The sequence below is a fragment of the Nocardia sp. XZ_19_231 genome (assembly GCF_015355705.1).
Classification (GTDB): Bacteria; Actinomycetota; Actinomycetes; order Mycobacteriales; family Mycobacteriaceae; genus Nocardia; species Nocardia salmonicida.
Map to the genome: position 1 here is coordinate 34,125 of NZ_JACUZI010000001.1, position 19,171 is coordinate 53,295.

Annotated in this window: 16 protein-coding genes, 1 tRNA gene and 1 pseudogene; 9 read left to right on the plus strand and 9 right to left on the minus strand. The window is 68.2% G+C overall.

Annotation, left to right across the window (positions count from 1 at the left end; all coding sequences use genetic code 11):
- Nucleotides 1-91: 91 nt before the first annotated feature.
- Nucleotides 92-164: transfer RNA gene (locus IBJ82_RS00160), tRNA-Glu, on the minus strand.
- A 120-nt stretch (nucleotides 165-284) separates the two neighbouring features.
- Here IBJ82_RS00160 and IBJ82_RS00165 point away from each other — a divergent pair.
- Nucleotides 285-1,238, plus strand: a complete 954-nt coding sequence (locus IBJ82_RS00165) for a DNA polymerase domain-containing protein (RefSeq protein WP_062983891.1) — start codon at nucleotides 285-287, stop codon at nucleotides 1,236-1,238.
- Nucleotides 1,239-1,255: 17 nt separating this feature from the next.
- On the opposite strand, the gene IBJ82_RS00170 is transcribed toward IBJ82_RS00165, so the two are convergent.
- Complete coding sequence (locus IBJ82_RS00170; protein WP_194823954.1) at nucleotides 1,256-1,816, minus strand: heme-binding protein; 561 nt, start codon at nucleotides 1,814-1,816, stop codon at nucleotides 1,256-1,258.
- A gap of 253 nt (nucleotides 1,817-2,069) precedes the next feature.
- On the opposite strand from IBJ82_RS00170, the gene IBJ82_RS00175 reads away from it, so the two are divergent.
- Nucleotides 2,070-3,254 (plus strand): sensor histidine kinase, encoded by a 1,185-nt coding sequence (locus IBJ82_RS00175; protein ID WP_194823955.1) that lies wholly within the window; start codon nucleotides 2,070-2,072, stop codon nucleotides 3,252-3,254.
- A gap of 11 nt (nucleotides 3,255-3,265) precedes the next feature.
- Nucleotides 3,266-3,898: a response regulator transcription factor gene (locus IBJ82_RS00180; RefSeq protein ID WP_194823956.1), complete on the plus strand. Its 633-nt coding sequence runs from the start codon at nucleotides 3,266-3,268 to the stop codon at nucleotides 3,896-3,898.
- Between the two features lie 14 nt (nucleotides 3,899-3,912).
- On the opposite strand, the gene IBJ82_RS00185 is transcribed toward IBJ82_RS00180, so the two are convergent.
- Nucleotides 3,913-4,407, minus strand: a complete 495-nt coding sequence (locus IBJ82_RS00185; protein WP_194823957.1) for a DM13 domain-containing protein — start codon at nucleotides 4,405-4,407, stop codon at nucleotides 3,913-3,915.
- Nucleotides 4,408-4,803: 396 nt separating this feature from the next.
- Here IBJ82_RS00185 and IBJ82_RS00190 point away from each other — a divergent pair.
- A pseudogene (locus IBJ82_RS00190) lies at nucleotides 4,804-5,130 on the plus strand (transglycosylase family protein); the annotation flags it as partial.
- A 43-nt stretch (nucleotides 5,131-5,173) separates the two neighbouring features.
- On the opposite strand, the gene IBJ82_RS00195 reads toward IBJ82_RS00190, so the two are convergent.
- Nucleotides 5,174-6,448, minus strand: coding sequence for a CdaR family transcriptional regulator (locus IBJ82_RS00195; RefSeq protein WP_194823958.1), 1,275 nt, complete (start codon nucleotides 6,446-6,448; stop codon nucleotides 5,174-5,176).
- 192 nt (nucleotides 6,449-6,640) lie between these two features.
- Between IBJ82_RS00195 and IBJ82_RS00200 the strand changes: the two genes are divergently transcribed.
- Both IBJ82_RS00200 and IBJ82_RS00205 read left to right on the plus strand, forming a co-directional pair.
- On the plus strand, nucleotides 6,641-7,789 hold the full coding sequence (locus tag IBJ82_RS00200) for a triacylglycerol lipase (RefSeq protein ID WP_194823959.1): 1,149 nt from the start codon (nucleotides 6,641-6,643) through the stop codon (nucleotides 7,787-7,789).
- On the plus strand, nucleotides 7,786-9,159 hold the full coding sequence (locus tag IBJ82_RS00205) for a lipase family protein (protein WP_194823960.1): 1,374 nt from the start codon (nucleotides 7,786-7,788) through the stop codon (nucleotides 9,157-9,159). Before IBJ82_RS00200 ends, IBJ82_RS00205 begins: the two co-directional genes overlap by 4 nt.
- 140 nt (nucleotides 9,160-9,299) lie before the next feature.
- Here the strand turns inward: IBJ82_RS00205 and IBJ82_RS00210 are convergent, their stop codons facing one another.
- The 4 genes from IBJ82_RS00210 to IBJ82_RS00225 all read right to left on the minus strand — a co-directional run bounded on the left by IBJ82_RS00210 (nucleotide 9,300) and on the right by IBJ82_RS00225 (nucleotide 12,218).
- Entirely contained in the window at nucleotides 9,300-9,863 is a 564-nt protein-coding gene (locus IBJ82_RS00210; RefSeq protein WP_194823961.1) for a hypothetical protein, read from the minus strand.
- A gap of 314 nt (nucleotides 9,864-10,177) precedes the next feature.
- A complete protein-coding gene (locus IBJ82_RS00215; protein WP_194823962.1) occupies nucleotides 10,178-10,852 on the minus strand; it encodes a hypothetical protein in 675 nt (224 codons plus the stop codon).
- Entirely contained in the window at nucleotides 10,852-11,502 is a 651-nt protein-coding gene (locus IBJ82_RS00220) for a hypothetical protein (protein WP_194823963.1), read from the minus strand. The genes IBJ82_RS00215 and IBJ82_RS00220 overlap by 1 nt, the downstream gene beginning before the upstream one ends.
- Before the next feature lie 218 nt (nucleotides 11,503-11,720).
- A complete protein-coding gene (locus IBJ82_RS00225; RefSeq protein WP_194823964.1) occupies nucleotides 11,721-12,218 on the minus strand; it encodes a hypothetical protein in 498 nt (165 codons plus the stop codon).
- 100 nt (nucleotides 12,219-12,318) lie between these two features.
- Here IBJ82_RS00225 and IBJ82_RS00230 point away from each other — a divergent pair, with 100 nt between their 5' ends.
- Nucleotides 12,319-15,681, plus strand: a complete 3,363-nt coding sequence (locus IBJ82_RS00230) for a WD40 repeat domain-containing protein (protein ID WP_194823965.1) — start codon at nucleotides 12,319-12,321, stop codon at nucleotides 15,679-15,681.
- A 511-nt stretch (nucleotides 15,682-16,192) separates the two neighbouring features.
- Here IBJ82_RS00230 and IBJ82_RS00235 read toward each other — a convergent pair.
- Nucleotides 16,193-17,161 (minus strand): cation diffusion facilitator family transporter, encoded by a 969-nt coding sequence (locus IBJ82_RS00235; protein WP_194823966.1) that lies wholly within the window; start codon nucleotides 17,159-17,161, stop codon nucleotides 16,193-16,195.
- Between the two features lie 214 nt (nucleotides 17,162-17,375).
- Between IBJ82_RS00235 and IBJ82_RS35240 the strand changes: the two genes are divergently transcribed.
- The gene (locus IBJ82_RS35240; RefSeq protein WP_370585073.1) at nucleotides 17,376-18,473 is read left to right on the plus strand and encodes a sensor histidine kinase; all 1,098 of its coding nucleotides are present in this window, start codon (nucleotides 17,376-17,378) and stop codon (nucleotides 18,471-18,473) included.
- Nucleotides 18,470-19,150, plus strand: a complete 681-nt coding sequence (locus IBJ82_RS00245) for a response regulator transcription factor (RefSeq protein ID WP_194823967.1) — start codon at nucleotides 18,470-18,472, stop codon at nucleotides 19,148-19,150. Before IBJ82_RS35240 ends, IBJ82_RS00245 begins: the two co-directional genes overlap by 4 nt.
- Nucleotides 19,151-19,171: the final 21 nt, after the last annotated feature.

Sequence of the window (19,171 nt, forward strand, 5' to 3'; positions counted from 1 at the left end):
ACTGTGCAACGTCTGTCAATATGTTGCACTCCGGGCACAAGAACGGGCACAAAAAAACTCCCCGGTCACCATGACCGAGGAGTTCTCGTTGTAGCCCCGACGGGATTCGAACCCGCGCTACCGCCTTGAGAGGGCGGCGTCCTAGGCCGCTAGACGACGGGGCCAGAACAACAGCTCACCAGGGTGAGCCGCGCGGAACATACGATAGCCGACGACCTGGTGATCGACCAAAACGGGTGGTCGCCCCGGTTGACCACCCCTTGGCGGCGGGGCACAGTGGGGCCATGACCAGCAAAGAGCTGCGCGGTGGGGTGGAGATGAGCAATCTCGATCAGCCGCTGTTCGACGGGGCCGAGGCGACCAAGCGGGATCTGGTCGACTACCTCGAGTTCGTGGGGGAGCGGCTCGTTCGGGTGTTGCGGGGGCGAGTGCTGTCGGTGGTGCGGGTGCGGCCGGGACAGCCGCCGTTCATGCAGAAGAATCTGCCGAAATACACCCCGGAATGGGTGCCGCGCGCGACGGTGTGGGCGGAGAGCTCGCATCGCGAGGTCACCTACGCGCTCGGTGACGACGTGCGCACGCTGCTGTGGTTCGGCAACCAGCGCGCGGTGGAGTACCACCCGCTGCTGTTGCCGGTAGACCACAGCGCGGGGCCGACGCACCTGGTACTCGATCTGGATCCCTCACCGGGGCAAACGTTTCGCGACGCGGCGGCGGGCGCGCAGCTGATCCGGGCCGCGCTGGAAGCTGACGGGCTCGCCGGTGCGGTGAAGACCAGCGGCGCCAAGGGATTACACGTCTACGTGCCGATCGAGCCCGGCGTCGCGATCGAGGACGCCGCAGCGGCGACCCGGGCCGTGGCGGCCAGAGCCGAGCGCATCGATCCCACCGTCGGAACCACCGCGTTCATTCGTGAGGACCGAGCGGGAAAGGTCTTCCTCGACTCCACCCGAGCGGGCGGCGCGACGGTGATCGCGGCATACAGCCCGCGCATCCGACCGGGAGTCCCGGTGTCTTTTCCCTTGCGCTGGAACGACATCGAGTCGGTGACCCCCGCCGACTTCACCCTGCGCACCGCACCGGATCTGCTCGGTGACACCGACCCGTGGGCCACGGAAATGCCCGCACCGCAAGCACTCCCGGCCGACCTGATCGCCGAAGGTCACACCATCCCGATCGCCCGAGTCCAGGCCATGCACGAGGGCAAACGCCGGGCCCGCGCCCGCCGCGCCGAATGAACACTGTCAGAGGTTGATCAGCCGCCGAGCGACGCGACGCCCGCCTGGGCGAACTTCTCGTCGAGGTCGCCGCTCGGGGCGCCTGCCACGCCGATGCCCGCGATCGGGGCGTTGTTCGCCTTCACCGGGGCGCCGCCACCGAGGAAGAGGGTGCCGTCGATGTCGGCCAGGTGCGGGGCCGACTCGAGGCGCTTGGCCAGCTCGGTGGTGGGGGCGTTCCAGGAGACGGCGGTGAAGGCCTTCTGCTGGGCGGCGTCGTAGGACTGCGGGCCCGCGCCGTCACCGCGCAGGGTGACGATGACATTGCCGTTGCGGTCGACCACCGCGACGCTCACTCGCTGGTTCTCCTTCGCGGCGGCGTCGAGGGCGGTCTGCGCGGCCTTGGTGGCGGCGGCGATCGACAGGTGGGTGGACTGGGCCAGGTTGGCATCGGCGGCGTCGACGACCACGGGGGTACGGGTCGCCGGGTCCTGATCCTGCGCCTGGACGGTCACGACGCCGACCACACCGGCGGCGACGACACCGGCGGTGGCGCCGGCGATGATGAGGCGATTGCGGGTGGTGGACTTGGTGGTCATGACTGCTCCTGCGCGGATCTCGGCCGACCGGCGGTCTGCCGTGGCCTGTTGATATCCATCCTGTTCGCGCAGCGGCCTCCACGGATCGGCGTACCGGCTGTACTCCGGGGTCGGATCGGCCGACACCCGGGTCGACCGATCGGATGACCCGCCGCGGGGGATCACCGGGGGAGAATCGGAGTTTGCCCAGGCCCGTGCACGTTCGCGGCCGAGAACCCGCGGCGACAGCCGCCGATGGACGCAGGTGGATGACATGGCTCAGTTGCTCGGCGCCCAACGGGACGACACGCGACTGCTTGCTGTCATCGTCCACAGTGCCTTCTACGTCCTGCTGGCCGCTTCGTTGATGCGATGGCTGATCCGGCACAGCGAGACCCGCTCCACACCGTTGATCGTCGTGCTCGCCCTGCTCCTCGCGGTGCTGTACGCGCTGAGTGAACTGCGGCAGTCGCATCGGGTGGAATGGTTCGCATTACTGGTGGTGACCTGGTCGGTGCTGGTGGTGCTCGCACCGAGCTTCGCCTGGTGCGCGGTGCCGCTGGTGTACACGGGACTGCGGATTCTGTCGGAGCGCGTGGCGGTGATTCTGGTCGTGGCGCTCACCGTGCTCGTGGTGTCGAGTCAGGTGCGCATCGCCGGATGGCTGGATCCGAATCTGATACTCGCCCCGCCCGCGGTGGCCGCGGTGACCACGGCATTGTTCGTCGGTATGCGCCGTCAGGCGGAACGTCAGGCCGCGCTCATCGACGACCTGGTGCGGACCCGGCAGGAATTGGCAGCCACCGAACGCAAGGCGGGCACGCTGGCCGAACGGCAACGGCTGGCCATGGAAATCCACGACACCCTGGCCCAGGGGCTGTCGAGCCAGCGCATGCTGCTCCAAGCCGCCGACCTGGTGTGGGACAGCGATCCAGATCTCGCGCACACGCATCTGCGCTCGGCTGCCGCCATCGCCGAACGCGACCTGACCGAGGCGCGCCGGTTCGTCCACGACCTGGCCCCGGCCGACCTCGCCGTGGGCGGATCGCTGCCCGCCGCGCTGGCCGCGCTCGCCGAGCGGGAGACGAGCGACTCCCTGACCGTGCGTTGCCATATAGAAGGAACGCCGGGGCGGTTACCCCAGCGGGTGGAGGCCACCTTGTTGCGGATCGCCCAGGGCGCGCTGGCCAATGTGCGCGAACACGCGGCGGCCACCACCGCGACGATCACGCTGACCAGCCTCGACGACCAGATCGTGCTCGACGTCGCCGACGACGGCCGCGGCTTCGACCCCGACGCACGGGCCGACCCCGCGCGACATCGCGGCCACGGTCTGCCCGCGATCCGGGCGCGGGTTCGCCAACTCGGCGGAACCTGCACCGTGGAGTCCGCGCCCGGCGACGGCACCGTGCTCTCCGCCGCCGTTCCGCTCGCCACCGCCCCGACGCAGCCGCACTAACATCGGCACCTGTGACCACCACCGTGCGCCTGTTGATCTGCGACGATCACGCTGTCGTCCGCGCCGGACTGCACGCGCTGCTGTCGAGCGCGCCCGATATCGAGGTCATCGGTGAGGCCGCCGACGGACCGACCGCGGTGACGCTGGCCGCGAGTCTGCGCCCCGATGTGGTGCTGATGGATCTGCAGCTCGGCACTGACATGGACGGTGTCGAAGCGACCCGCCGGATCACCGCCCAGCCCGCGCCGACCCCGCACGTCCTCGTGCTGACGACCTACGACACCGATGCCGACATCACCCGCGCGATCGAGGCGGGCGCCACCGGCTATCTCCTCAAGGCCGAACGGCCGGAGGAACTGTTCGCCGCGATCCACGCCGCCGCGAGCGGGCAGACCGCCTTGTCCGCGCCGGTCGCCGCCAAGGTGATGGCCAAGATGCGCAACCCCGGCCCCACGCTCACCGCCCGCGAGCGTGACATCCTCGGTCAGCTCGCCCACGGCCTCGGCAACCGGGAGATCGCCCGCGCGCTGCACATCAGCGAGGCGACGGTGAAAACCCACCTGGGCCGCATCTACGACAAACTCGGCGTCGACACCCGCGCCGCGGCGGTCGCGGTGGCAACTGAGCGGCGCTTGCTCGCCTGAGCCGTCTGGTGACCCTAAGCGGGTGCCAGAGTGGCGGCCCCGAAGGACACCTGGAAGCGCTCGCACCAGATACTGACCGACTTCACCGTCGACAGGTCGGTGCCCGCGGGCAGCTCATAGTTCTGGCTGCCCTCGTTTCCCTTCAGCGAGCCGAGGTCGATGTGGCTGCCGTCGTCGAAGTTGTGCCAGTCGTCGACTATCACCGGCTGATCGGTGAGCCAGACGCGCAGGGCAGGCCCGTCGGAGGTGTTCAGGTCGACGATCCGCAGCACGATGGTGCCCTCTGACGTGCGCTGGAGCTGTGCGGTGCCGGAGGTGTCGTGCTCATGGGAGAGGAAGGCGCCCTCGGCGATCACCGGCGGTGGCGCACCGTCCACCGCGACGACCGGCGCCTCGTCGACGGTCACCGTGGTGAACAGCCGCCACGGCTGGAACAGGTAGAGGCCCACGGTCACGGCCGCGACCAAGCCGATGGCGATGACGGTGAACAGGGTCCGGCGAGTGCTCATTGCGCCTCCTTCGCATCCATCATCCCCCGTCGCGGCCCGGGTCGCGTGCCCGAATTGCCGAAAAGAAAACGTGACCGGGGTCTCTGAATCCATATGAGCCCAGTCACATTACGGCACTATAACGACAGTAATGTGATTACGAATTTGTTACCGCCGACCAGCGGTGAACAGTGTTCCTTTGGACAATATCCGCTACAAACACCCCCGTGATCGGTACGTGATCTCAGCTCGCAATCCAGCTACATTCGATCACGGCTTGAACAACAACCCGAGCCGAATCGAATCGCAGAACGCCAGAAAGCCTGCCCCGTGATTCGAGGATCCCCGACATGACTGAGGGGCAGGGACGCGGTAGTTTTCATCACCGAGTCGGTGGACGCAGGCAGGAAATACTTTATGTCTTTGAATCGCAAGTTCACCACCCGTGCCCTTGGTCTTGCCGCTGTTGCCGGCGCGATGATCGCCGTTCCGGCCGGTCTGACCACCGCAACCGCCTCGGCGAACAACTGGGACGCCGTGGCGCAGTGCGAGAGCACGGGCAACTGGAACATCAACACCGGAAACGGCTACTACGGCGGCCTGCAGTTCTCGCAGAGCACCTGGGAAGCCTACGGCGGCGCGGGCAGTGCCGACAACGCCAGCCGTGAAGAGCAGATCCGCGTGGCCGAGAACGTGCTGGCCGCGCAGGGCCCCGGCGCCTGGCCCGTGTGCAGCGCCTACCTGTAAAGAGCGCTGACAAGTAAGACTTTCCTTGTCGGGAAACGAATTACCCGCTATTCGAAGCACACGTCGAATAGCGGGTTTTTTCGTTGTCTGGAGAATCCAATCGATATACCATGAGCGATGCGGCGAGCATACGTGAATCCGACGGATCGGACGGGTCGAGGCCGGTGAGCTCGGCGATCCTGCGCAGCCGATAGGTAAATGTATTCGGGTGTACGTGAATCAATCGTGACGCTGTTTTGCGGTCTCCGCCGTGGACGAGGTGCGCTTCCAGCGCATCGATCAGGTGCGGACTGCTCAGGAGCGGAATCACCCGCTGCGCCAGGCGTTCTCGGGCCGGCCCCGGCCGGGTGAGCTGGTATTCGAGCAGCAGATCGTCGAGCCGGTAGCAGCCACCGGGCTTGCCGCGTAGTCGAGCCAGTTCGGTCAGTTCGGTCGCGTCCTCGGCCGCGGCCGGAATCGCGTCGCGGCTGACGCCGGGGAATTCGGCCAGATACACCGGGACGCCAAACTGGGTGCGCAGTCGGTCGGCGAGTTGGTCGAACTTCACCGGGTCCAGGATGTCGGATTCCGAACTGTGACTCAGCAACGCGATGCCATGGGTGCCGTCGAAGGTGGCCGGGGTGGTGGTGCCGGTGAGTTCGTCCAACGCGCGTTGCAGCACGCGGATCCGTCGCCTGGTCACCAGGTTGGCCGCGGTGCCGACCCGGGGCGGCTCGCTCAGGTGAACCGCCAGCACCGTGTACTGGTCGGCGAGGATCGTGTCGGCGCGGGCCGCGAGTTCCTCGGCGGGCAGGCCGCGTACCAGCGCCGAACACAGCTCCCGGCGCGCCTCGCGTTCGGCGTGATAGATCGACTGCTCGACCTCGGTGTAGGTCTCCACGACCGTCATATTGATGTGGCGCAGCAGATCGAGCAGGCGGTTGCCGACCCGTGCCATCTCCGCGGTCTCCGTGGGCAGGGCCAGCGACAGCGCCTCCGCGAACACCGACTGCGCCGACCCGTGGATCGCGCCGATCAGCATCGGCAACGGCAGCCGGTCCTCCGCGTGGCGCTCGGCGACCGGGGCGACGAACGCCGCGACCTCGGCATAGGTGAACTCCCGGTCGGCGCCGATCGCCTCGAGCACGGCCCGCCCGCACGCGTAGATGGTCGGCAATACCTCCGCGGTGAAGTGGCCGTCGGGGAGTTCGGCGGGCGCGTTGGCGCCGAGACCTGCGGCGAGCATGCGCTCGGAAATCTGTGGCCATCGCGTCAACAGACGTGCGGTCAGCGCGGGCAGGGCGGGGAGTTCGGAGATGGGGTGTTCGGCGAGCATGACTCGATTGTGTCCGACGACAGGCGGATGTAGAACCATCCGATCGAAAACGAACAGAACTTGGCTCCCGCGCCAATCACGTCCAGAGTTTCCCGTTGCCAGGTGCAGTGACATCACTGTGTCCTGGGTCATAGATTCGCAGAGCGCGTCCGAGCTACCTGCTCGTCGACGCGGATCTACGGAAGTGAAACCATGATTGCAACGACGCATTCCCTTCGCCGCGCGCTGTGCGGAATCGGCATCGCCGCGGTGTTGACCGCGGCATCCGGCCCGGCCACCGCGGCTCCCACGCTGGAGCCGACGATCGCCTCCTTGGCCGAGTACGTGAACGCGGGCACGGTGCCCGCCGCCGACGGCCGCACCCCCACCGTCATCGCCGACACCGGCAGCGCCTCCGGCAGCAGTTCGGGTTCGGCGGGCAGCCGCGCCTCCGACGCCGTCGGCGAGGGTCCCGAGATGTCGGCGTACCTGCCTGCCTTCGCCTACGGCCTGCTCCACCCCGACGCGGCGCCGTCCGGCGCCAACCGCTGGGACTGCAAGCCTTCGGCTCAGCACCCGCGCCCGGTGGTACTGCTGCACGGCACCTGGCTCAACGCCTACGACACCTTCTCCTACCTCTCGCCGCACCTGGCGAAGGCTGGGTACTGCGTGTTCGCCCTGAACTTCGGCAAATCCGGGCTGCTGGAGGCCGGTGGACTGGGCGCCGTGCTGCCGGGCCGCTACGGGGTCGGCCCGATGGCCGATTCCTCGCGTCAGGTCGCCGCCTTCATCGAGCGGGTACGCGCGGCGACCGGCTCGGACCAGGTCGACATCGTCGGCCACTCCCAGGGCGGCACCATCGCGAATCACTATCTGAAGTTCGAGGGCGGCCAGGGCAAGGTCGGCAAGCTGGTCAGTTTCGGCGCCACCCACCACGGCACCTCGCTGCTCGGGATCGCCACGCTCGGTCGCATGATCAACAACGCGGGCATCGACATCCTGGGCTTCTACCGGCCGATCATCGGTGCGGCCAATGTCGAACAGGCCATCGGCTCGCCGTTCTACACCACCCTCAACGCCGCCGGTGACACGGTGCCCGGCGTCGCCTACACCGCGGTCGGTTCCCGCTACGACGAGGTGATGAACCCCCTCGACCTCGTCTTCCTGCAGGCAGGGCCGGACGCGACCGTCGACAACATCACCCTGCAGAACGGCTGCGAGCAGGACGTCTCCGACCACCTCACCATGATGTATTCGCCGCGCGCCACCTCGATCGCGCTGCGTGCTCTCGATCCGGAAGGCAGTCCCACCTTGGCCTGTGCGTTCAACCCCTGGTTCTTCGGTGGCGGCGGCAGCCTATGACCGTCGACGCTTCGGCCGCGACCCGGCACGACGCTCCGGTCCTGCCACCCGACGACCCGTTCTACGACACTCCACCCGGCATCGCCGCGCTCGCGCCGGGGACGGTGGTGCGGTCGCGGCCGGTGGAGCTCGCGCTGTTCGGGGTGATCCGGCAACAGATCACGGCGTGGCAATTGCTCTATCGCACCTGCGATCTCGACGGTGCGCCGGAAGTCTCGGTGACGACGGTGCTGCTGCCTTGGGGTGCCTCGGCGCGATCCCGACCGCTGGTTTCGTTCCAATGCGCGATCGACGCCGTTGCCCCGCAATGCTTTCCGTCGTACGCGTTGCGGCGCGGTGCGTGGACGATCGGTTCGATCGCGCCGTTCGAGCTGCCGATCATCGCGATGGCCCTCGAGCGGGGTTGGGCGGTGTCGGTACCCGATCACGAAGGGCTGGGTGGTCGTTTCGGGGCGGCGCGTGAGCCCGGATACCGTGCGCTGGACGGGATTCGGGCCGCCCTCGAATTCGCCCCGATGGCGTTGACACCGGCCACTTCTGTTGCCCTGTGGGGTTATTCGGGCGGTGGGCTGGCCACGGCGTGGGCCGCGGAACTGGCCGCCGAGTACGCGCCGGAGCTGAATATCGTCGGTGCGGCGGCGGGTTCACCGGTGGGTGACCCGGCCGCCGCCTTCGAGCGTCTCAACGGCGGGTGGTTCGCGGGGTTCCCCGCGGCGTTCATCGCGGGGTTGCGGCAGGCCTATCCCGAACTCGGTGCCGTGCTGAACGATCACCTCGACGCCCGATACCGCGGTTTGCTCGGTGAAGCCGAGGAGCGCAGCACCTTCGCGCTGTTGCTGCGGTTCGCGCGTCGCGATGTCACCGGGCATCTGCGCGGCGGCATGGCGGCGTTGCTCGCCGAACCCGTCCTGCGCCGCATTCTCGCCGACATCGAACCCGGCACTCGCGCGCCCGCGGCACCGCTGCTCATTGTCCAGGGGGTGAACGACGAGGTGATCGCGGTCGCCGATATCGACGCGCACGTGCGCCGTTATCAGCAGGCCGGGGCGACGGTGCGCTATCTGCGCGTGCGCCGTGGCTCGCACCTGCCACTCGAATTCCTCATCGTGCCGGCGATTCTCGACTGGCTCACCGACAGATTCGCCGGCGATCCCGCGCCGACCGGGACGTGCACCGTCGCCTCCGTCGCGCGTTCGCCGCGGGCGCTGCGCACCCATCTGGCGTTCGCGCGGCTGGTGTTGCGGATGCTCGGCGGTATGCCGATCGGCGGGACGGATGTCGACGCGTCACCGGAACGAACCAGCCTGTGTCACGGCGATTCCGAACATTCGCACAGTGTCGGTGATGCCCCGATCGCCGTCGAATGCTGAGTCGGTGCGCTCGAGGAGACGTGCGGGCGGTGGTGGTGTCGCGTCGGCGGTAGGCGTCGGGCTCACCGCTTCCACCACGGCGGCGAGCTGAGCGCTGCCACGTGTCGGCCCACTGCCCGCGGTGAATTTGTCGGTCGAGCTCACAGGTCCGCCACGTATCTGTCGTCTTCGGGGTGCGTTTCGACCGCCGCGAGGTAGACGTCGAGGCGACGCCGCAGCTCGTGCACGCCCAATTCCTGTGCGGCCACCAGTTCGTCGACCGTCACACCGGCGGGCGAAGTCACGGTCGGCCGGTAGGCGCAGAGGTCGCCGCGGTTCGCCTCGATCAGCATGCGTTGCGCGGCACGCTCCTGCTTGTCGATCGCGGCGGCGCGGCGGCGGTTGCGGGCGTCCTCGTCGAGTCGATGACGGGCGATGGCGGCGATCAGGGAGTGCCGTCGCCGATCCGCCCCGTCGACCTCGCTGTCGCGTTGTCGCCGAGCCATTTCGACGTCGGCTGTCGCGACGAGCTCCTCGGCGCGGGCGTAGGCGTCTCGCACGCTGTCGCGATGCTCAGCCTCACCATCGGCGAGCAGCAATCGCGCCTGGGCTTCGAAAGACTCCGCCGTAGTCCGCAACCCCGCCCTGGCGTGCGCGCTCACCTGGAACACCATCGCCGCGGCGACAGCGAGCCGACGCGCTGCGTCGCTTCTCGAAGGTGTCATCCCCGCGTTCCTCACTACCGGTCGTCGAGAACATAGATGCGCCGCGACCCGATGGCGGTTCGCCGCGAACCGTTCGTCCCTCGTACGGCATCAGTGTCGGTGAGGGGTTTCACCGACGTCGTCGCACCACCGTGGCGGCGTCGGTGAAGTACTGCTGCCTCTGGGGGTGACGGCCGCGCCGCCGCTCGCCGAGTGGAGCCGCAGGGGGGTTCCACGCGGGTCGGTGGTGCGCCCTCCCAAGGCGCATCCGAACCCGATTGCCGGACCGACGTTTCCGGTAATCGGGTTCGTATTCCGCGCCGCGACAGCGACGATCAGCTCAAGCCGGCGACGATCGCCGCCCGCACCGGATCGCCGGCGGGCAGCCCTTTGGCCACCCTGCGCCACGCGTTGCGCCCGGCCGTGAGCGAGCAGCGCACCGCGTCGGTGACCGCCGATGTATGCGTGCTGCCGAGCGCGGCACCCGGCAGCAGCGAGATCTCGAGATCCTCGGACATGGTGAGCGCCCTGGTGACGACCTGACCGGTGAGCGTGCCGTCGGTATCGGCGTAGAGGACAACGAGCAGTTCGGTGCGCTCGGCACCGAGGCCCACCGCCACGCGCACGATGTCGCCCGCCGCGGCCCGAGCGCCGAACGAGTGCACCGAGATTCGCGTCTGCTCCGCGCCCGCGGGCGAGCGGGTGAACTCGATACCCAACTCCCGGTCGAGCTGTTTCTGCACCGCGCGGGTCGCCGTCGTCTCGCCCTCGGACGACGCGGCGAGCGGTTGCACGGTCCAGCCCGGCACCGCCATCACGGCACGGCGCACGTCGAGGTCGCCGACGGCGGCCGAACCGCCCGCCTCGCCGCGTAACAGTCGCGCCGCGATCCGTGCCCCGGCGGCGGCCGACTCCGCGTCTACATCCGGGCTGTCGGCCTCGGCGAAAGCGATCAGCACATCGATATCGACAGGCAGACTCAGGCGGTCCGCGTCATGATCCGGCGCCATCAGGATGTCTCCTCGTTGTCCCGGGCGTCGAGTTGCGTGCGCACTGCCGCACGCAGCAACTTGGCGCCCGCCGCGCGTAACCGCTTGACCTTCTCCTGGCTGAACTGCAGGTCTCGGGCCACCTCGCCGGTGGTCTGCACATCGCAATAGCTGCCGTCCGTGGCGATCACGAAGGTCGCGCGGAGCACGGCCGCGGTCTCGGCGTGCGCGATCGAGGCCAGCGCGTCCCGCAGGACCGCGCGGTCGGCGAGCCGGTTCTCGGCATCGCCGCACCGATGATCCTCGAGTACCAGCACGGTCGACTCGTAGTCGACCCGGTGACCCGGGTGGCGTTTCTCGGCCGTGCGACTGCGCCGGTCCTGCAGCACCTGCCACTGAAGTTTCTTGAGCACCAACGCTTTCCAGTGGCGGATCCGCTCGGTGGGCAGCGTCGCGGTGAGCTCGACCATCGTGTCCTGGGCGACATCTTCGAAGTCGCTGCGCATATCCGGGTCGAGCCGATCCAGGACGTAGCGCGCCTTGGTTGCCGCATAGCTCGACATGGTGACCAGATCGGCGCCGAAGATGTGGTCGACGACCGCGGGACGCAGGCGTTCGGGGACCTCGCTCCACGCAGCGCCGAGCCACTGGTCCAAGGGCTCAGAACTCAACTGATACCCCCACTCGCCCGACGACGGGCACACCACGGCTCGTTTTCTCGTCGCCGTCGATGCTACCTGCGCCGCAGGCCGGGCCGACCGGAGACAGCGGAGCGCGGGGTGGGATCGAACATGTCCCATCGCGGAGCCTCCTGTCGGGTCGATCGGCTCCTACACAGATGCCGTTGCCGCCCCGAGCGGTTCGCGTCACCGACGGCATACCCGCGCGATCAGGCCGGGCAGGCCGGGGAGGCGACCATGAACGAGAACGCGATCTGGCAGTACCAGGCCTTTTCGACCTTCCACTTCCCGTCCTCGGCGACGAAGTTGACGATGAGCGGGTACGGCGGACTGCCGTTGATCGACGCGGTGCCGTCGGCGAGCATGCCGGGTGGTGCGGTTCTGGTGCCCGCGATGGTGATCGCGATGGTGGCGCCGCCCTGTCGGGGGGCGTCGGCGACGCGGTTCGGCAGTTCGGGGTCGCTCTCGATGCCCTGGATGAGTTCGATCTTCTCGGCGTTGGACACCGCCGGGTCGAGCAGTCGCTGCATCAGTGCCCCGACTTCGTCGGCACTCGGTAGTGGCAGCGGCGCGGAGATCTCGCGCGCTACGACTTTTGTCGGCTCGGTGGTGGCGTCCTCGGCGGCCGAACAGCTCGCCGATACCGCGATCACGGCGAGCAGGGCCGCGACGGTCGTGGTGCGTCCGGCGCTGTGTCGTCTCGGCAACGTGGTCCCTCGGGTCGATCGATGGTGTGCTGGAATTCAATCGTATCGGGGCATTCTCGGGAGGGTCGGGTGATGCCCGGCGGGGGGAGACGGGGGAGACATGGCGGTCGAATCGACGGATCAGTCGGCGGGCGCGCTGTCGACCGATGACGCGGTGCTGATCGAGCTGACCGGTGCGCCGCAACGATGGCTTGCCCTGTGTCGCGATGCCGTTGCCGCCGGGCCGGATGCCGCGCGCCGGCTGCTGGAGCACCGGCGGGAGACGGGTGTCCTGGCACGGCAGTCGCTGGCCCGGTGGAAGAATCTCGCGGCGGACGAGGATCTGCTCGAGGAAGAGTCCGAGGATCCCGACGCGCAAGACCGCAGGATCACCGCGGATCTGTCGGCGGCCCGCGCGATGGCGGTGCTGGCGCAGGCGCTGACCGGTTCGATCGACACCGACGACGCGTGCGAGGCCTTCCTCGATCACGCCGAATGCGCCGGGTTGATCTCGGTCGGCACCCAGTTGCTGCCCGCGGGTATTCCGATCACCAGCGCGCACGCCCCGCTCGGCGAGATCGTGCGCCATCTGCTCGGGCAGGGCGGTCGGGCGGGGCGCGGATACGCCATCATGGCCGCGCTCGAGCTGGCCGGGCACACCCTTGCGGTCGTGCGCAGCAGCCGGATCAGCGTGCTGTTCTCTAGCTTCGGCGGTGGTGGCGAGGTGGGCGTGCTGCGCCTCGACCAGGTTCGTGGCGGACCGAGCGGCCTGCATCCCGACCCGGCGCGGATGGGCTTCCTGCAGGCCGATCGCGAATTCACCGACAGTCTCGAAAGAGCTTGGCGAATCAGCAGATTGGCCGGTACCGACGCGTGTGTGCGGTGGTCGGTCTCGACGCACGGCAGCGCGCCGGCCAACGACATCAACGGCGCGTCGATGAGCGCGGCGTTCGCGGTCGCCCTCGACGACCTCGCGCCGCGGCACGCGCTGCTGCGTCGCCTGCGGCCCCGTCGGCTCGACCCCGAGTGCGCGGTCACCGCCGGGCTGTCCGGCACGAACCTGACCGCCGTCGGCGGCTATGCGGGCAAACTGACTGCCGCACAACGCTCGTCGCTGCGCGTGGTGGTCGCGTCGGAGGCCTACCGGGCAGCGGCCGACGAGGCGCCACAGAACTACGCCGACCGCATCTCGGCCGCCCGCACGGTGTCCGAGGCGATCGCGAGGACCCGCACCCGGGCGAACCTCGCGCTGTGGATGGTTTCCGTCGCGGCCGGGCTGGCCGTGCTGCTGGCGGTGGGGTCGGTGACCGAGCTGGTCCAGATGCGCATCGAGAACGCGGCCGCGCGCGCGGAATCGAATTCGCGCCTGTTCGCCGGTGTCGCGCGCGGTGGTGGCAACCTCAATCCCGCACTGTCCCAACAGATCGCGCTCGCCGCCTATCGAATCGCTCCGACCGAGGAAGCGCGATCGGCACTGTTGGAGAACACCGCGACGAACGCGCCCATCCGAATCAGCCCGGGTGTCGTGTTCGGCCGCGGTGTGGTCTTCGATCCCGACGCACCGCGCATCGCGACCACCCCGCAGGGCGACGTGATCGCGATCGGTGAAGGCGACGGTTCCGTGGAATTGGTGCGGGTGACCGAGTCCGGCGTCGACCGGTGGCCACGGTTCGCCACCGACAGCGGCCACATCCGCGGCATCGCGATCAGCGCGAATCACGAATGGTTGGTGGTCGCGGGCGATCTGCGATCGGCGCTGTGGAACATCGCCGACCCCGGCGCACCGCGCCTGGTGGCCCAGCTCCCCCTCGCCGGTCGGTTGCCGTCGTCGGTCGCGTTGAGTCCCGACCTCGAGTTCGTCGCCATCGGCACCCACAGTGCGACGGTGTCGACCTGGCGACTCGGCGACGATCCCGCGCACCCGGTCGCCTTGCCGACGCAGTCGGTCTCGGGCCAGCGTGTGGAGGTCGCCCTGAGCGATCACACGCTGGTCGCGGCGGTGCCGTCGTTGTTCGGCGGAATCTGGACGACCACGGTGCGCGGCTGGAACGCCGAGACCCTCGACCGCGATCAGACACCGGTGTTCGACCGTCGCATCGAACGGCCCGGCGGCGCGGAGGCGAGGTCGGTCGAGTTCACCGGCGACGGCACCGTGTTGGCCGTCGCTCTCAATCCGGGTGAGGTCGCGCGCTGGCGAGTCGGCACGAGCACCTTCGAGCCGATGCCCGCCGTGATGAGGGGCGCCAACGAATACCTCGACGTGTCGCTGACCGAGAACGGTCGAGCGGCCGTCATCGTCGGCGGCGATTCCCGGGCCCGCATCCGCGACCTGGACACCGGCGTGGAGCTGGTCACGCTCCCGATCGATATGGTCGCGCACGCTCGCTTCCTGCGCGGTGGAAGATCGCTGGTGACAACGAGTTTCGACCATGCCGTGCACGTTTTCGAACTGCCGGGTCCGGTCGTGTCGACCAGCTGGCTCACGCTGTTCCGGTTTCCGCTCGACCCGCCCGTCCTGCCCCAGGAACTGTTCCCGCACCTGCGAATGCTGGCCAGAACGCCCTTCGCCACCGATCGAACGTTGCTCGACGGCGACCCCGCCGGCCTGATCGACGTCGTCGCGATCGCCCCGGACGGGACAAGAGCGGTGACCAGAACCGAATCCACGATCCAGGTATGGGACATCGCCGACCCGGTGAATCCGCGCCGCGTCGGCGCGCCGCTCAGCGCGGCAGGCGTCGACATCCGTGCCATCACGTTCAGCCCTGACGGTGCCTTGGCCATCGGTCGCAGCATGACCCAGACCGTCGAAATCTTCGATGTCTCCGGCGAACCCCGATTGCTGTCGAGTATCCGATTCGGCCGCGGCTACCCGACCTCGCTCGCCTTCAGTCCGGACGGCAGCATGCTCGCCGTCGGCAGCCACCGCACCGGCAACGTCAGCGTCTTCGCGACCACACCCGCCGCGCAGTCGATCGCCGAACTGTCCGATCTGCAAACCCCGGGCCAGACCATGTCGCTGGCCCTGAGCTCGCGCAATACCCTCGCGGTCGGCACTCTTACCGGCGCGTTCGTCTACGAGATCGGCAAGCCGGGTCGTTCGCCGCGCGCCCTCACCGTCCCGGTCGGTGCCAACGGCTCGGCGGGTTCGGTGGCCTTCGATCCGGGCGGCACCCGACTCGCCATCGACGACATCCTCAGCGGCACCATTCTGCTCTGGGACTACAGCGACCCCACGAACCCCACCGCTTACGCCACGATCACGCGCGGCCAACGCCACCGTCAGCCCACGATGCTGGCCTTCGCCGCGAACGGGGCCGTCCTCACCGAATCCGCCGTCGACGGCACCCTGCGTCAATGGCGCACCGACGCCGCCGTCGAGGCCGACCGCATCTGTGCCAGCGGCACCACCCCGATCACCCGCGAGGAATGGGCAGGTGCCCTTCCCGGCCACGCCTATGTGAACACCTGCCCGGCGCGCTGATCCATAACCGCTCTACCGGCGGTTTTCGCATTTGTATGTGACAGTGTGTAGCGGTGCCCCTATTTCTTGGGGCAATGGAAATATGGCCTTATCGGATGCCGCAATACAAATCTCATCGAGTTCTCAGAATTAATTAAGAAACATCGGGTATCGCGCGAAAATGCCAGTTGGGGGCGGCATTGTGGCCGAACTGTTACCAGTGTCACTAAATCGGTAAATCCGTAACCCGTGATGTTCGGGCGTCGATATGCCATTCGTAAGCCAGCTCCGGCTGGGCCTATGCGAGAAACAGAGGAATTACTATGATCCCCGTTATCATCGACACCGGTAGCGCTGCCCTGGGCGGCCTCTTCAATACCTTCGGCGCCGCATTCCAGGGGCTGGTCGACACCCTGTGGACCGGTTCCTTCGGCGGCTGACACAGCCCCATAGGTCGATGAAACGACCTGGTCCTCGCTAGCGCGTGACCGACGAGAAGGCCTCGCACCTGACGGTGTGGGGCCTTCCCTCGTCAGTGGGTGTGGGGGGCCCGTTCGGGCACATGCTTCGGGCCGTGCGAGTCGGCGCACGGGTGGGAGTCGCGGTTGCCGATGTCGAGGAGTTTCGGGCTGGCGTGGTCGACCTGCAGGGTGACGTGCTCGATGTGGTGGTCGTGATCGAGCATGTGCGCGATGTCCTCGCGGACCGCGTGGCAATCGCGGCCGGGCTGCACGAGAACATGGGCCGACAGCGCGGGGGAGCCGGAGGTGATTTCCCAGATGTGCAGGTCGTGAACCTCGGTGACACCGTCGCGCGCGGCCATATCGCGGCCGATCTGCGCGGGGTCGAGGTTTTCGGGCGCGGCCTCGAGGAAGATCCGGCTCGACGCCTTGATCAGGCCGATCCCGGCCTTGATCATCAGCGCCACCACGATCAGCGTGGCGACCACGTCGGCCTGGACCCAGCCGGTGAGGATGATGATCAGGCCGGCCACGGCGGTGGCGATGAACGCGAACAGGTCGTTGAGGATGTGCTGGTAGGCGCCTTCGACATTGAGGCTGGTGCGATCGGCGCGGCTGATCATCCAGGTGGCGAGCACATTCACGACGATGCCCACCAGCGCGGTGATCAGCACCAGCCAGCCGTGCACCTCCGGCGGCTCGAACAGTCGGCGGATCGCCTCGTAGCCGAGCCAGAGTGCCAGTAGCAGCAGCGTCAGCCCGTTGGCCTGTGCCGACAGGATCTCGGCCCGCTTCCAGCCGAACGTCATCCGCCCGCTCGCCGGTCGCGCCGCGAGCCGAATAGCCCACAGCGCCAGCGCGATCGAGGCGGCATCGGTGGTCATATGCGCCGCATCGGAGAGCAGTGCGAGCGAATCGGCGATGATGCCGACGATCACCTCGCCGATCAAGAAGGTGACGATCACCGCCAGTGCGCCTGCCAGCCAGCGTCGATCGCTGTCGGCCGATACCCCGTGGTCGTGCCCGTGTCCTGCGCCCATCGCGTTCCCCTCTTGTGCGGTTCGATCGGTCGCAATCATATGCACACATCGCTATGTATGCAATTCGTTCTTGGTCGGGGGTGATCGTCGCTGGTCACCGGATGTTGCCGCGTCCGATTCCAGCCTATGCCTGAGCGTACGGGCGCGGTAACGCGCGCCGAATCACTCGCGAGAGTGAGGTGCGGTGGACTGTTTCCGGACAGACTGGCACGTCGTGGGACTACCTCGGGAACATCCATCACCGCTCGACGCGCTGATCGCCGCCATGGTGACGGCCGCGACGGTGGTGCCCGCGCTCGCTGTCGCAGCCCCGTGGTGGATCGTCGGGCTGTCGGTCCTCGCGTCGGTGCCGGTGTTGTGGCGGCGTCGGGCTCCGGTGGGTGTGCTGTTCGTGGTCGGTCCGGCGATCACCGCGCTCGGCTGTGTGCACGCGTTGCCGATCCTGCCGTTCGGCACGGTCGTCTGTGTGTACACGATCGCGGCGTACTGTTCCGCGCGGCAACGACGTACGACCTTTGTGCTGGTCGTGGTGGGAATACTGGTGTCGCTACTGGTGCCACGCGAGACCGCCGACTCGTACGCCTATGCCGCGATGTCGTTCATGACGGCATGGGCGCTCGGGTCGGGGGTCCGTGCGAAGCAGGCGCAGATCGACGCACTCGCCGAACGGACGCGCCGCCTCGACGACGAACGCGAGGCCGCCGTGGTTCGCGAGCGGCTGCGGATCGCCCGGGATATGCACGACGGGCTCGCCCACACGGTCGGGGCGATGATCGTGCGCGCCGAGACCGGTCCGCTGCTCGATCGGGCCGCTGCCGACGCGGCGTTCGCGGCTATCGCCGACGGTGGGCGTGCTGCCCTGCGGGAACTGCGCCAGAGTATCGGTGCGCTGCGCGAGGACGATCCGCCGCATCAACCGGGGGTGGCCGCCATCGCCGATCTTGTCGCGCTCGCCGAGCATAGGGGTCTGGCCGCCCACTTCACCGAACACGGAGCCCGCGTACCGATCTCACCGCAAGCCGACGCCGCCGCCTATCGGATCGTGCAGGAGGCGCTGACCAATACGGGCAAGCATGCGAAGGCGACGCGGGTCGACGTGGCGCTGAGCTGGTCATCGGGTCGGCTCGGAGTACGAATCGCCGACGACGGCACCGCGGTGGAAGCCGACCGGGTGGGTGATGGCGACCCGACGGGCTTCGGCTTGGTCGGGATGCGGGAACGGGTGCACGCGTGCGGTGGCGTGTTGCGGGTGGAGCCCACACGGTCGGGGTTCGTGGTATCGGCCGATCTGCCGCTGGCACAGGGGAGTTGACGATGCGAGTGCTCGTGGTCGACGACCAGGAATTGTTCCGCACCGGGTTTCGGCTCATCCTGGAATCCGAACCCGACATCGAGGTGGTGGGGGAGGCTTGCGACGGTGTGGAAGCGGTGACGGCGGCCCGGCGGCTCACCCCCGATGTGGTGGTGATGGACGTGCGGATGCCGCGGCTGGACGGAGTGGCCGCCACTGCGCGGATCTGCGCGGAGACTGCGGCAAAGGTGCTGGTACTCACCATGTTCGACATCGATGAGTACGTGTACGCCGCCCTGCGGGCTGGTGCGAGCGGATTCCTGCTCAAGGACGCGCGAAGGGCCGAATTGATCGGTGGGGTCAGGGTTGTCGCCGCCGGTGACGCGCTGCTGGCCCCCTCGGTGACACGGCGGCTGATCGCCGAGGTCACCGCGCGAGCGAGTCCGCATCCGGAAGCGTCCGCGCAGTTGGCCACGCTGACCCCGCGAGAACGCGACATTCTGCGAGAACTCGCCGCTGGCCGCTCGAATACCGAACTCGCGGCCCGGCTGGTCGTCACCGAACACACCGTGAAAACCCATGTCAGCTCCGTTCTTTCGAAGCTGGGACTGCGCGACCGCGCCCAGGCGGTGGTCTTCGCCTATGAATCCGGGATGGTGGCTCGGGGGGACAACCAATTGCCGGGCGGTGCGAGGTGATCTCACTCGCACGAGGGAGGC